Annotated in this window: 11 protein-coding genes; 7 read left to right on the forward strand and 4 right to left on the reverse strand. The window is 56.2% G+C overall.

The window, feature by feature from the left end:
- Positions 1-29: 29 nt before the first annotated feature.
- A complete protein-coding gene (locus tag J1C54_RS01235) occupies positions 30-1,283 on the forward strand; it encodes an oxygenase MpaB family protein (RefSeq protein WP_229144009.1) in 1,254 nt (417 codons plus the stop codon).
- Positions 1,284-1,331: 48 nt separating this feature from the next.
- On the opposite strand, the gene J1C54_RS01240 is transcribed toward J1C54_RS01235, so the two are convergent.
- Together J1C54_RS01240 and J1C54_RS01245 are read right to left on the reverse strand one after the other, a co-directional pair.
- Entirely contained in the window at positions 1,332-2,897 is a 1,566-nt protein-coding gene (locus J1C54_RS01240; RefSeq protein WP_229144010.1) for an AarF/ABC1/UbiB kinase family protein, read from the reverse strand.
- A 105-nt stretch (positions 2,898-3,002) separates the two neighbouring features.
- Positions 3,003-3,497, reverse strand: a complete 495-nt coding sequence (locus J1C54_RS01245) for a hypothetical protein (RefSeq protein ID WP_229144011.1) — start codon at positions 3,495-3,497, stop codon at positions 3,003-3,005.
- Positions 3,498-3,618: 121 nt separating this feature from the next.
- Here J1C54_RS01245 and J1C54_RS01250 point away from each other — a divergent pair, with 121 nt between their 5' ends.
- Positions 3,619-5,412, forward strand: a complete 1,794-nt coding sequence (locus tag J1C54_RS01250; RefSeq protein WP_229144012.1) for an ABC transporter ATP-binding protein/permease — start codon at positions 3,619-3,621, stop codon at positions 5,410-5,412.
- Here J1C54_RS01250 and pyrC read toward each other — a convergent pair whose 3' ends face one another.
- Complete coding sequence (gene pyrC / locus J1C54_RS01255) at positions 5,413-6,450, reverse strand: dihydroorotase (RefSeq protein WP_229144013.1); 1,038 nt, start codon at positions 6,448-6,450, stop codon at positions 5,413-5,415.
- A gap of 164 nt (positions 6,451-6,614) precedes the next feature.
- Here pyrC and pbpG point away from each other — a divergent pair, with 164 nt between their 5' ends.
- Positions 6,615-7,526: a D-alanyl-D-alanine endopeptidase gene (gene pbpG, locus J1C54_RS01260; protein WP_229144014.1), complete on the forward strand. Its 912-nt coding sequence runs from the start codon at positions 6,615-6,617 to the stop codon at positions 7,524-7,526.
- A 33-nt stretch (positions 7,527-7,559) separates the two neighbouring features.
- Here the strand turns inward: pbpG and J1C54_RS01265 are convergent, their stop codons facing one another.
- Entirely contained in the window at positions 7,560-8,708 is a 1,149-nt protein-coding gene (locus J1C54_RS01265) for a GGDEF domain-containing protein (RefSeq protein ID WP_229144015.1), read from the reverse strand.
- Between the two features lie 88 nt (positions 8,709-8,796).
- On the opposite strand from J1C54_RS01265, the gene xerD reads away from it, so the two are divergent.
- The 4 genes from xerD (at position 8,797) to thrC (ending at position 13,049) form a co-directional block, all read left to right on the forward strand.
- A complete protein-coding gene (gene xerD, locus J1C54_RS01270) occupies positions 8,797-9,729 on the forward strand; it encodes a site-specific tyrosine recombinase XerD (RefSeq protein ID WP_370635599.1) in 933 nt (310 codons plus the stop codon).
- Between the two features lie 15 nt (positions 9,730-9,744).
- Positions 9,745-10,515: a DsbC family protein gene (locus J1C54_RS01275; protein WP_229144017.1), complete on the forward strand. Its 771-nt coding sequence runs from the start codon at positions 9,745-9,747 to the stop codon at positions 10,513-10,515.
- Between the two features lie 69 nt (positions 10,516-10,584).
- On the forward strand, positions 10,585-11,889 hold the full coding sequence (locus J1C54_RS01280; RefSeq protein ID WP_229144018.1) for a homoserine dehydrogenase: 1,305 nt from the start codon (positions 10,585-10,587) through the stop codon (positions 11,887-11,889).
- Between the two features lie 14 nt (positions 11,890-11,903).
- Positions 11,904-13,049, forward strand: coding sequence for a threonine synthase (gene thrC, locus J1C54_RS01285; protein ID WP_229144019.1), 1,146 nt, complete (start codon positions 11,904-11,906; stop codon positions 13,047-13,049).
- The last annotated feature ends 3 nt before the right edge of the window (positions 13,050-13,052 follow it).

Genomic DNA, 13,052 nt, shown 5'->3' on the forward strand with positions numbered 1-13,052 from the left:
CATCTGTTGCCTCAACCGGAAGCTGTTCGATGAATGCTGAAGTCCGACCTGCACCTACACGAGTTCGCCCCTTTGAAGGCACGCAGCTGCGTCGTACGCCTTTTATGAAGGTGATGATGGGGCGTGACCCCTCGCCCTCTCGAGATGAGTACAACTCTCTCGTGGCGGCACTATGGCAGGGCGATGCGCCGATGGATGCTCTGCTTGACTGGATGTATGAGTATGGTCCGCGAGAAGGTCGCAAGCTTTATGAGCAGGCGGTAGAACAGGGCATAGCCAGTGTTGACGACGCCCCTCAGCCGCTGCGCGATTTTTTTGCTTTGGTAGAGCGCACGCCCTCGTGGGTGGATCATCAGCTGATTGAAGAAGGTGTTTCCTTTATCCATCGCACCGGGCTGGCTGGCCCGTATGTGTTGCGGGATTTCGCCTTGATGGGCGGGTACCTGCTTTCCGGTTTTAATCATGCACTGGTGATGACTGGGGCGTTGAATCGGGGCGCGGGTCAACGCATAGCGGAAACAGGAAAGTGGTGGATCGACTGTACCGAGCACGGTGGTTTGAATCGATTTGGCGCTGGCTTCAAAACCACCTTGAGGGTGCGAATGGTGCACGGTATGGTGCGTCGTCATCTGCCTACTCGGCCAGAGTGGGATAATAACGAGTGGGGCCTGCCGGTAAATCAGACGGATATGCTGGCTACATATTTGGCCTTCGGCCCCATCATGCTGGTGGGTATGCGCGCCATGGGAATCCCTGTGACACCCCATGAATCGAAAGCAGTAATGCATCTTTGGAAATATGCAGCCTGGGCCATGGGGGTGGATAACAAATGGCTGGTTGATGGTGAGCGAGACGGTCTGGTTCGGCTATATCAGACATTTTTGACCCAGAGCCGGGCAGACTGGACCAGCGCAGAACTGGGTCGAGCGTTGGCAGAAGAGCCGCTGCAGCGCGAATTTCCCGTGGGCAAGTATGTGCCATTGCTACAGGACGTCTGGCGCAAGTTGTTCTATCACAAGCACCTGAGCAATAGCAGTCTTTTCCTCAATCGCAAGCAGATGAAAAAGCTGGGCCTGCCAAGCAATATTCTGCCCTGGTTTCCGCTGCTGACTATGGGGCCTCGCTTTCTGGGCTATACGGCGCAGCGTTTTAATCCACTGCTGAAAAGACGCTTGGAGAGGGAAGGGCGCAAGGCACAATTAGCGGCCTTACGCAGCATGTGGGGAGATAAGAAGCAGGACATCATCAATCCTGGTGATAGTCACCCTGCACATGTTGGTTGATAAAAAAAGGGCGCCTTGTTTGGCGCCCTTTTTTGTCTTGCCACCAGTCTAGCGAACTGCCTGAAAAGCAGGGCCAATCAGGTGGGGTAGTAGATAGCGGTTTACGTCCATATCTGGCTTGTAGTGAACAAATAGGCCGCCAAGAGTGGTAAATACCCGGGCCAACATAATGAACTCCGCCGGCAGCTTGTCTACTGGGTCCTGCTCAGCCATACGGAAAAGGCGTTCTCCTTCAGCGAGCATGTCTTCTGTAGAGGGCCATATCATACGGCCGCTGCCCATATTCATGGCGGCATTACGGATTTGGTTGAGCAAGGCATTGGAAAATGCCAGCAAAGTATCTGGCTTGCCACTGCGGGTGCGGAAGCCCAGCTCCGTCAGAGCGTTGGCGATAGCTTCGCTGTCGTCTACCAGTGCGGCGCCGAGAACCTTTTGGTAGCCATTACGAAACGCCTTTGAAAGTTCCATGGTGCAGCCAAAATCCAGCATTACCAGCTCGTTGCTATCGGTGACGAGAAAGTTACCTGGATGGGGGTCCGCCTGGAATACACCGAATTGCAGTACTTGACGAAGGTAGAGGTCAAGTAGACGACCGAGTAATTCTGATACGCCAGCATGATCTCCGGCCTCACGTCGTTGTTCTAACTCGCTACCAAAGTTACGCCCCTCGATAAACTCGCTGACCAACAATTTCTTATTGCTATGGGAGGCAATCAATTGCGGCACCTTGATGCCACTGACGTCGGACAGACGGGAGCGAATATCGCTCATCCAGCGTGCTTCATTGCGATAGTCCAGCTCTTCGAGCAGGGTTCGTTCTATCTCTGCGGTAATCGTATCCAGGTCCGTGGGAGGCAGTAGTGATTCAATGCTACCGACAAACAGCTTTAATAAAGCCATATCCAGGTCAATGACCTCGGACAGTCCTGGGCGTTGCACCTTGACCGCAACGCAGCGGCCATCATGCATCACCGCCTTATGTACCTGGCCGATGCTTGCTGCAGCGATTGGTTGTGGATCGAATTCGAGAAACAGTTTTTCCAGTGGTTGCTGCAGGCTTGATTCAATCACCTCGCGAATGGCTGAGAAATTTTCAGGATGAGCGCGATCCTGCAGCACTTTTAGTTCATCGACCCACGGTTGTGGGAGAATATCGCCGCGGGCGGAAAGCAGCTGGCCGATTTTCAGAAAGGCGCCGCCTTGCTGTAGTGAGGTTTCTACAAAGCGTTGTGCATTTTTACGATGCAGCTCGTCTAATGCGCTGGCCATGCGACTACGGGACATAAATGCAGAGCGGGTACCCCACAGTCGATAGCTGGTAGTGAGTCTGGTCAGCATCCAGCCGGTTTTGGACAGTCGCTTGAGACGTTCTGGCCACTGCGCTGCTTCCTGAGCGATTGCCTCATACTCTTCGCGGGCAAGCTCGGCGCCCGCTTGCATCTCGCGCCAGGCGCGCAGTGCTTTTTCTGCCAGCTCACGGCCCTGCCAGACAGTCTGTTCAATGGCGCCAAGGGTGGCATTCATCACCGTAAGCCAGGTTTTCAAGCCGTTGTTGCGGCGTGCTGCCTGACGTGGCTCGGATTGAGTGACGGCAGAGATTTGGGTCGCCGGCATAGTGGTGCTCCTCAAAGTGGTTGTCATTTTTTGTAGTACACTTTTGCTTATAAAAAAACCGGTAACGACAATCTGCCTGCTACCGGCTCGCGGCTGACGCTGTTGCTACAGCGTGCTAATACAGTTGTTGCATAGCCAGACAGCGGGTATTTCCGCTGAACTGGTCAGGCCGCGAAAAGCTCGCTCGCCCCGTGATAGATCTTTGCCGCACTCGATGCATTGTCCGGGCTTGTTAACGATCACGTCTTGCCAGGCATCGACGCTGTCCAAAAGCTGACTTGCCAGCGCACCACCCTGCTTTGCCGGCGTCAGCGGCTTGCTCGGAGTTTCTCCCCGAGCAGTAGCGGCCAGTTTGCGAGCATCGCGGGTAACATGCTCCACCAGCGCACTGGAGTCGGCGACGATGCCATCGACCAGATTGAAGGTGTCTTCCAGCACATTGCGGATCAGGTGCGACACGGTCATGCGTTTCTGCTCGGCCGCCTCTTTCAAAGTGCTTTCCAGATCCTTTGGCACTCGCGTCTGGATGACCCGGTCCTTGCGCTCGTCTTCCGCCGCCGGTTTGCGCCCGCGGGGTGCTTTGTCTGTCTTGGAGGGCATGCTTTATCCGGCCTCTGATTTAATGTAGTACAAAATATGACGTTGCCCCGGTGGCTGTCAACTGCTCCATCTGGCCTGCCAGCCTGCTATTCTTGGCGCCCCTGCCAGTACGGAGCCTGCCTTGCGCAATCTCGGCCAGATCGACTACTCACCGGATCAGCGCCCTAACTGGCGCATTATTGCTTCCCTATGGCCCTATCTGACCGAGTTTCCCGGCAGGGTGGTGTTATCCCTGGCGCTATTGGTGGCCGCCAAGTTGGCCACGGTGGCTATGCCACTGGCTCTCAAGTACATCGTTGATACGGTTGAGCAAGCCCGTGGCAGTGAGGTGTTATTGTGGACGCCGCTACTACTGGTACTGGCCTACGGCGCCCTGCGGCTGGCTTCTACTTTATTTGGTGAGTTGCGTGATGCGGTCTTCGCCCGAGTGGCGGAGCGCGCCATGCGTCGCGTGTCACTGAAGGTTTTTCAGCACCTGCATCGGCTGGAGCTGGGCTTTCACCTGTCACGTCGCACGGGGGCGCTGTCCCGGGATATTGAACGGGGCACCACCGGGGTCAGCTTTCTGCTGCGCTTTATGTTGTTCAATATTGTTCCCACTCTGCTGGAAATTCTGCTGGTGGCGCTGATCCTGCTGGCGGCTTTTCGCCCGGGCTATGTGTTGCTGGTGGTGGTCGCCGTATTGGTCTACGTGCTGTTTTCGGTGCGGGTGACAGAATGGCGCACCCGCTATGTGCGCGAATCCAATGAGATGGACAATCAATCTAACACCCGTGCGGTGGACAGCCTGCTGAATTTTGAAACGGTAAAATATTTCGGCAATGAGGAGTTCGAATCGCAGCGTTATGATCAGGACCTTAAGCGCTGGGAGTCAGCACGGATGAAGAATCGTCTGTCACTGGCAGCGCTTAACTCCGGGCAGGCTTTTATTATTGCAGTGACTATGACGGCCATGATGTGGATGGCCGTCACGGATGTTCAGCGTGGCAGCATGACGCTGGGTGACCTGACCATGATCAACGCTTATTTAATCCAGTTGTTTATTCCTCTCAATGCACTGGGCTTTATTTACCGCGAGATACGTCAGTCGCTGGTCAATATCGAACGCATGTTCAGTCTGTTGGGGCAGAAGGCCATGATCGTCGATAGTCCCGATGCGCAAACTTTGGCTGCAGGCCCTGCCGCCTTGGAGTTCGATGCGGTGGGATTCGGCTATCAGGAGGCTAGGCCAATACTGAAAAACGTCAGCTTCACCGTGCCGGCGGGGCATAAGGTGGCAGTGGTAGGCCGCAGCGGCGCCGGGAAGTCGACCATCGGCCGGTTACTATTCCGGTTCTTTGATGTCACCGATGGCGCAGTGCGTATCAATGGTATCAATATCCGCGATCTGACCCAAAGCAGCCTGCGTGCCGCCATTGGCGTGGTGCCACAGGACACGGTTCTATTCAACGATACCATCTGGAATAACATCGCTTATGGGCGACCGGATGCCAGTGATGAGGAAATTCGGCGAGCCGCTTCACTGGCCCATCTGGATGATTTTATTGCGGCGCTGCCGGATGGCTTTCAGTCCAAGGTGGGTGAGCGGGGCTTGAAGGTCTCTGGCGGGGAAAAGCAGCGTATCGCCATTGCCCGGGTGTTACTCAAGGACCCTCCGATACTGTTGTTGGATGAAGCAACCTCGTCGCTGGACTCTCATGCTGAGCAGGCAGTGCTGGCTGCTCTTAATGAAGTTGCCCGGAAAAGAACTACACTGGTCATCGCTCACAGGCTATCGACGATCCGTGATGCCGAGCAGATTCTGGTGCTAGATCAGGGGCAGATTGTCGAATCCGGTGATCACGCTACGCTACTGCGCAACAACCGTGTTTATGCCGGGTTGTGGCGGCAGCAGCAGGAAGAGGCCGTTGAATAGTCAGTCTGCCATTTTCCAAGGTACCTCGATGCCTGCCTGCCAGGGCACCATGGTTACTCCGCCCACATCAACGTGCGCTGGAATAATCCAGCTCTCGCGTATCAGCGTGACGCTATCGCTATTGCGTGGCAGTCGGTAAAAGTCCGGTCCGAAGAAACTGGCAAACGCCTCCAGTTTGTCCAGTGCGTTGTGCTGGTCAAAAAAGGTGGCATACAGCGGCAGGGCTGCTGGAGCCGAGTAGCAGCCGGCACAGCCGCAGGCGGCCTCCTTTTTATCTTGTGCATGAGGGGCCGAATCTGTGCCTAGAAAAAAACGTGAGTCACCGCTGAGCACAGCCTGCTGGATTGCCAGTTGATGCTCGCGGCGCTTTAGAATTGGCAGGCAGTAGTTGTGTGGTCGCACACCACCAACCAGCAGGTCGTTGCGATTCATCATTAAATGCTGCGGCGTTACAGTTGCCGCGGTCAGGCGCTGATGGGCCTGAACAAACTCGATGCCGTCACGGGTGGTAACGTGCTCCAGAACGATACGCAGGGCCGGGAATTTTTCCCGGATATCGTTCAGGTAACGATCTATAAACACCTTTTCCCGATCAAAGATGTCAATTTCTGATTCCGTGACTTCGCCGTGCAGCAGTAGTGGCAGGTCGTGTTTTTCCAGCGCTTCATACAAGTGATAGATGGCTGCCGGATCCCTTACACCGCTGTCAGAATTAGTCGTTGCGCCGGCAGGGTACAACTTGGCGCCATAAACAATGCCACTGGCGGCAGCCTCGGCGATGTCAGCCGGACTGGTGGCATCGGTCAGGTAAATCACCATCAGGGGTTCGAAATCAGCCTCTGCCGGCGCCGCCGCCATAATTCGCTGGCGGTAGGCCAGAGCTCGCTCGGCGGTGGTTACCGGCGGCGTCAGGTTGGGCATGACAATGGCCCGGCGGAATGTTGCGGCAGTGGCGGGCACCGTGCCGCGTAATTGTTCGCCATCGCGAAAATGCAGGTGCCAGTCATCCGGGCGGGTCAGGGTGAGGGTCTGGCTCATGCGGTTTCTCCGGTGGGTGTGCTCATTCAGGTGGGCAAGGATAGCGGCTGTGACGCAGGTCATGCCACTGACAGGCACGCTTTGTTCATATCAGCGGAGCAGGGTACCATGCCATTTATACGTCAGTGCACCGCTCCGGGACGGTGCAGATAAGGAAGCAGATTATGAATATCCGACGACTGGCCCCTTGGCTGGCTGCCGTTTTGTTGTGTGCCAGTGGTCATAGTCTTGGGCAGACCGGTGACGTCCAGTTGGCATCTGTGCACGCTGCGGTTGCTCGGCTGGCAGATGGTGAGTTGCAGGTCGCCAAGCATGCTGACCGACAGGTGCCCATTGCCTCAATTACCAAACTGATGACTGCTATGGTGGTGCTCGATGCCCAGCAGGATCTGAATGAATGGTTAACTGTTCAGCCGCGCCAGCAACAGCTTGGTAAGACCGCCTGGACGCGTATGCGCAATGCCTCACAGGCAAAGCGCAGAGACTTGCTACATATTGCCCTGATGTCGTCAGAGAATATTGCCTGTGATGTCTTGGCGCGACATTTTCCGGGGGGGCTGCCAGCCTTTGTTAAGGCAATGAACAGCAAAGCCACGGAATTAGGCATGCGGGATACGGTGTTCTTTGACCCGGCCGGCCTGTCGCCAAGTAATGTTTCTACGGCAGCGGATCTGGTGAAGATGGTGCGCGCCGCGTACCAGTATGACTTGATTCGTGATGTCACCACTTCAACCTATCATCAGGTGACATTTCGCAAACCGCGTTATTCACTGCAGTACGGTAATACCAATCCACTGGTGCGCAGTTCGCGCTGGGACGTGGCATTGAGCAAAACCGGCTACTTGTCTGAAGCCGGCCGTTGTCTGGTCATGGTGTCGAAAATCAACGGTGAGCAGACAGTTCTGGTTTTGCTCGACTCTTTGGGGACTCGTACCCCTGTGGGTGATGCAGGGCGGCTGCGTCGCTGGCTGGAAAGTGGTGACCCGGGCTCGGTAGCAGTAGCGGCGCGTAACTACGAGCGAGAGCGCAGCGCCGCCTATCGGGCCGATGCGGTGTCCCACAACGTCACTCGCTGATGCAGGTCCAGGGCTGCTCTCAATTAGGTTGATTCAGGCAGATACTACCCGGTTGCGACCCGCGCGCTTTGCTTGGTACATCGCTTCATCGGCAAGATGAATGATGTGGTCGCTATCATTGATGTCACTGCGCACCCGGCTGCTTACGCCGACGCTGGCAGAGAGCGGCAGGGCTACGCCTTTGGCATCAATCACCAGAGAGCCGATTGCCCGTCTACAGCGTTCGGCAATTTCCATGGCGTGATGGCTTTGTGCTCCGGGCAACAGAATCAGAAACTCTTCACCACCGTAGCGGCCGATGATTTCTTCCTGACGCAGGCAGTCCCGTAACGCATGGGCCGCCGCATGCAGCGCCCGGTCGCCGATCAGGTGGCCGTGGTCGTCATTGATCTGCTTGAAGTGGTCGATATCTACCATCAGCACGGATAGCGGGAAATTACCCTTTCGACTATTTGACAGAATCAGGTCAAGGGTCGCGAGAATATGGCGGCGGTTGGCCACGCCGGTCAAGGCATCGGTCTGAGACAGGGCGCGGATGTCCTCTTCGCGGCTGTGCCACGCCTTGACCATGGCGCTCATAATCACAGTTTGATAAGCCACATAGAAACCGGCCGCCAGCATCAGGCACAGGGTCCAGTAAAGATTCAGGTGCGCGGAGGCTGCCTGCTGCTGATTAAGTATCGGTGCATAGGGAATAACCTGCAGTGCAGATAGCAGGCTTAGCGCCAGCATCATGGCGAGGCCGGCGACAAAAATCAGTAGCACCTGACGGATACTGAACAGGATAAGGCCGAGCATTGGTGCGCCCATCATTACCAGTCCGGTGACCACGTTCAGGGTACCAATCAGATAGCACGCCGTAATTGAGGTGATCGCATAGACCCACAGGGTAATGTTGGTATAGACCGGTGATACTTGCTGACGCTGATCGAGCCATAGCCCGTACTTGCCAAGGGCTAGCCACAGCGCCACACAACCGAATGAGTAGGCAGCGGTGGGTAGCATCATGGCGTGGTTGAAGAGTTGCTGATCCTTGATGACAAAGTGGCTGACCAGTGCCCACAGGCCCAGCAGACCGAAAACCGGTGCCGCAACCCAGCACACCACGGCGCTACGACGGGCCTCCGAGGCGTTCAGTTGGCGACCGGTCTGGTCGCTAAGCTTGCTTAAAAAGCGCTGCATCCGGGTCTCTGCTGGCGAACTGCTACTGTCTGCAGTCTAATGTTGTGCACCACGGATAACAAAGTGTAGCCGCATGAACGAGGCCATTGTGCCGACCAGTGAACTGGCGCTGCTGGAGCGCTGGCTGGATCATATCTGGATGGAAAAGGGCTTGGGGGATAAAACCCTGGCCAGCTATCGCAGTGATCTGGAGCAATTTGCGCTGTGGCTGCAGCAGCAGCGCAGTGCCTTGCTGCAGGTCGATCGCATTGCTGTGCTGGAGTGGCTGGGGGCTCTGATGCAGCGGGGGCTTAGCGCTCGCTCGGTGGCCCGTAAAATGTCAGCCCTGCGCGGTTTCTATCGCTGGGCTTTGCAGGACAGGCTGCTGGCAGAGGATCCCACGTTGCTGGTGTCGCGACCTAAAATCGGTCGGCCCCTGCCAAAATCACTGACTGAGGCCGACGTGGATGCATTACTGGCAGCGCCGGACGTGGATACCACTCTCGGGTTGCGCGACAGGGCAATGCTTGAGGTGCTGTATGCCTCCGGGCTGCGGGTGTCCGAGCTGGTTGGTCTGACCCTGTCACAAATCAACCTGCGTCAGGGTCTGGTAAGGATTGTGGGCAAGGGCAATAAGGAGAGGCTGGTACCGCTCGGTGAGGAAGCTCAGGACTGGCTGGTGCGCTACCTGCGTGACGGCAGGCCACTGCTGATTGATGGCGAGGGAGACGATATCGTTTTTCCCAGTCAGCGTCGTCAACCCATGACCCGCCAGACCTTTTGGCACAGGATCCGCCAGATGGCATTAACCGCCGGGGTGCAAAAACCGCTTTCTCCCCATACACTGCGCCACGCCTTTGCCACACATCTGCTGAATCATGGCGCTGATCTGAGAGTGGTGCAGATGTTGCTTGGTCACAGCGATCTTTCCACCACGCAGATTTACACACATGTAGCCCGTCAGCGGCTGCACGAACTTCACGCCCAGCATCATCCGCGGGCCGGAACTGACCGGCCTGATGAGGGTTCGAAGGGGAACTGAATCGAGGAGATGAACATGCGTTTTATTGTCGTAATGATGGCATTGATGATGAATGTGGCCTGTGCCGACCAGACTCCACCTGCTGCTAAAGAAGCCCAGCCTGTAGTCGTGCCAGGTGACAGCTCTCTGGCCATGGAAAAACTGCAACAGGCCTTTCCCGGGATGCCTGTGGCCGCTGTTGAGCCCTCCATCGTGCCTGGCATGTTTATGATTCAGGTGCAGGGTGACTGGCTGCATGTCACCGCAGACGGTCGCTTCGTCTTTGCTGGAGAGGTATTCGAGTTGCGCGATAATGAGGGTGCCGTCAGCCTGATTGAGGAGCGCCAGAAGGCTGTCCGGGTGCCAGCCTTGCAGGCACTGGACCCAGCGCAGATGATTACCTTCCCGGCCAAGCAGCAGCAGGCGGAAATCTATGTGTTCACCGATGTCTCCTGCGGTTACTGCCGTCAGCTGCATCGGCAGGTCGCTGACTACAATAGTCTGGGTATTACTATCCACTATCTGGCCTTCCCTCGCGGCGGCATGGCATCGGCTGCGGGGCGAGTGATGGACGACATTTGGTGCTCGGAGAATCGTCAGCTGGCAATGACAGAGGCCAAACTGGAGAAACCGCTCAGCCAGACTCCCCAGGCTTGTGATAGCCCGGTGGCCAGTCAGTATGAGCTGGGCGAGCAGTTTGGCGTGCGGGGCACCCCAGCCGTGTTCACCACAGAAGGTGACCAGCTTGGAGGCTATTTGGCGCCGTCGCGCATGGCCAAGGCTCTCGGGCTGGTGATAGCGGATTGACGTTGCGGGGCACCGTCAGTAAGGTGTGCCGTCCCGAATTCCCCGCCCGTTGCTGTAAGTGAGGTTGTCGTGAATCCAGTTAAGGTGGGTATCGCCGGTCTTGGCACCGTAGGTTCTGGAACGGTCAATATTCTGCGCAGTAATGCCGATGAGATTGCCCGTCGTGTCGGCCGGCCGATTGAAATTGCTCATATCGGTGCCCGGCGTGATAACCCGGCTTGCGATACCAGAGGTATCCGCGTTTCCCGTGATGTGATGGATGTCGCCCGTGATCCACAAATTGATATTGTTGTGGAGCTGATTGGTGGCACTACTACCGCCCGTGAGCTAGTGCTGGCGGCGATTGCCAATGGCAAGCATGTGGTCACCGCTAACAAGGCGCTGATTGCTGAGCATGGCAACGAGATTTTTTCCGCAGCCCATGCCAAGGGCGTCGATGTGGCCTTTGAAGCTGCGGTGGCCGGTGGCGTCCCTATTCTGAAAGCGCTCGGTGAAGGTCTGGCGGCCAACCGCATCAAGTGGGTGGCGGGGATCATTAACGGCACCGGTAACTTTATTCTCACCGAGATGCGCGACAAGGGTCGAGACTTTGCTGATGTGCTCAAAGAAGCACAGGCGCTGGGCTATGCAGAGGCAGATCCGACCTTCGACGTGGAAGGGATTGATGCTGCCCACAAGCTGACAATCCTGGCTTCTATTGCCTTTGGTATCCCGCTGCAGTTTTCCCGGGTTTACACCGAGGGTATTAGTCGTTTGACTCGTGAGGACATTGCTGCGGCGGAGCAGTTTGGCTACCGCATCAAGCATCTTGGTATCGCCAAAGACACCGGCAATGGCATTGAGCTGCGTGTTCATCCGACCCTGATTCCGCAGGAGGTGCTGCTGGCCTCGGTGAATGGCGTGATGAATGCGGTGATGGTTGATGGTGATGCGGTGGGGCCCACGCTTTTCTATGGTGCTGGCGCTGGCGCTGGCCCAACAGGTAGCGCGGTAGTTGCCGATATCATCGAAATGGGCCGCTCGCTGACCATTGATCATGAGCTTCGGGTGCCATATCTCGGTTTTCATACTGATGTGTTGTCCGACCACCCTGTACTGCCCATTGATGGGGTGGTGTGTCCGTTCTATATCAGACTGCTTGTGCAAGACCGCACTGGCGTGTTGGCGGATATTACCCGCATCCTGTCGCAGCATCGTATTAGCATCGAAGCCATGTTCCAGAAAGATGTAGATGACGATCAGCCGGTGCCGATCATGCTGATGACCCATTCGGTACTTGAGCGTGATATTAATGATGCGCTGGCGGAAATCGCGGCACTGGATACTGTGCTTGGCGATATCGTCCGTATTCGTGTTGAACTTTTGAAAGCGTAACAAGAGAGTCTGCCATGCCATTTCGCGACCGCTATACCGGCCTGATTAACCGCTACCGTGACCATCTGCCGGTGAGCGACGATACCCGAATCATTAGTTTGGGCGAAGGGAATACGCCGCTGATCCGGTTGAAAAATATTCCGAAACTACTTGGCAAGGACGTTGAAATTTACGTCAAGTATGAAGGTCTGAACCCGACTGGTTCTTTCAAGGACCGCGGTATGACTATGGCCGTTACCAAGGCGGTGGAAGAGGGCAGTAATGCCATTATCTGTGCCTCTACCGGGAATACTTCGGCAGCTGCAGCCGCATACGCAGCGCGTGCTGGTATCACTGCGTTCGTGCTGATTCCCGAAGGCAAAATCGCCATGGGTAAGTTGGCTCAGGCGATGATGTATGGCGCGGTTACAATCCAGATTCGTGGCAACTTCGACGAAGGCATGGAGCTGGTCAAGCAAGTGGCACTTCAGGCACCGGTGACCATCGTTAACTCGGTCAATCCGTATCGCCTGCAGGGTCAAAAGACTGCTGCTTTTGAAATTGTTGAAGAGCTGGGTCGTGCTCCCGATTACCACTGCTTGCCGGTGGGTAATGCCGGAAACATCACCGCGCACTGGATTGGTTACTGCGAGTATTCCGCGCAAAAAGGTACCAAGGTGACGGAGTCTTGCGCGTTCTGCGATGGCAATTGCCGCTACGCAGGCGGCCCGATTATTGGTGGTAATCGGCCAGCTATGATTGGTTATCAGGCAGCTGGCTCTGCGCCTTTTGTTCGCGGCGAAGCGGTGAAGAATCCGGAAACCGTTGCCACGGCGATCCGTATCGGCAACCCGCAGAGCTGGGATCGTGCATGGAAAGTAAAGGAAGAGTCCGGTGGCTGGTTCGACGAGCTTGCCGATGAAGAGATTCTGGCTGCCCAGAAGCTGCTGGCCCAGCGCGAAGGTATCTTCTGTGAGCCGGCATCTGCTGCCTCCATTGGTGGCGCCATGCGCGATATCAAGACAGGCCGCATTCCGGAAGGCTCGACCATCGTCTGCACCCTGACCGGTAACGGCCTTAAAGATCCGGATACTGCTATCAAGCAGTGCGGCGATAGCCGCATGGTGACCATTGATGCCAATATTTCGTCGGTGAAGGACGCGATTCTCGGCAATATGTGATCA

The organism is Alcanivorax sp. 1008, assembly GCF_020667895.1.
Classification (GTDB): Bacteria; Pseudomonadota; Gammaproteobacteria; order Pseudomonadales; family Alcanivoracaceae; genus PGZG01.

Coding starts and splice junctions, on each gene's coding strand:
- J1C54_RS01235 (WP_229144009.1), top strand. CDS start 30: ATGAATGCTGAAGTCCGACCTGCACCTACACGAGTTCGCCCCTTTGAA.
- J1C54_RS01240 (WP_229144010.1), bottom strand. CDS start 2,897: ATGCCGGCGACCCAAATCTCTGCCGTCACTCAATCCGAGCCACGTCAG.
- J1C54_RS01245 (WP_229144011.1), bottom strand. CDS start 3,497: ATGCCCTCCAAGACAGACAAAGCACCCCGCGGGCGCAAACCGGCGGCG.
- pyrC (WP_229144013.1), bottom strand. CDS start 6,450: ATGAGCCAGACCCTCACCCTGACCCGCCCGGATGACTGGCACCTGCAT.
- pbpG (WP_229144014.1), top strand. CDS start 6,615: ATGAATATCCGACGACTGGCCCCTTGGCTGGCTGCCGTTTTGTTGTGT.
- J1C54_RS01265 (WP_229144015.1), bottom strand. CDS start 8,708: ATGCAGCGCTTTTTAAGCAAGCTTAGCGACCAGACCGGTCGCCAACTG.
- J1C54_RS01275 (WP_229144017.1), top strand. CDS start 9,745: ATGCGTTTTATTGTCGTAATGATGGCATTGATGATGAATGTGGCCTGT.
- thrC (WP_229144019.1), top strand. CDS start 11,904: ATGCCATTTCGCGACCGCTATACCGGCCTGATTAACCGCTACCGTGAC.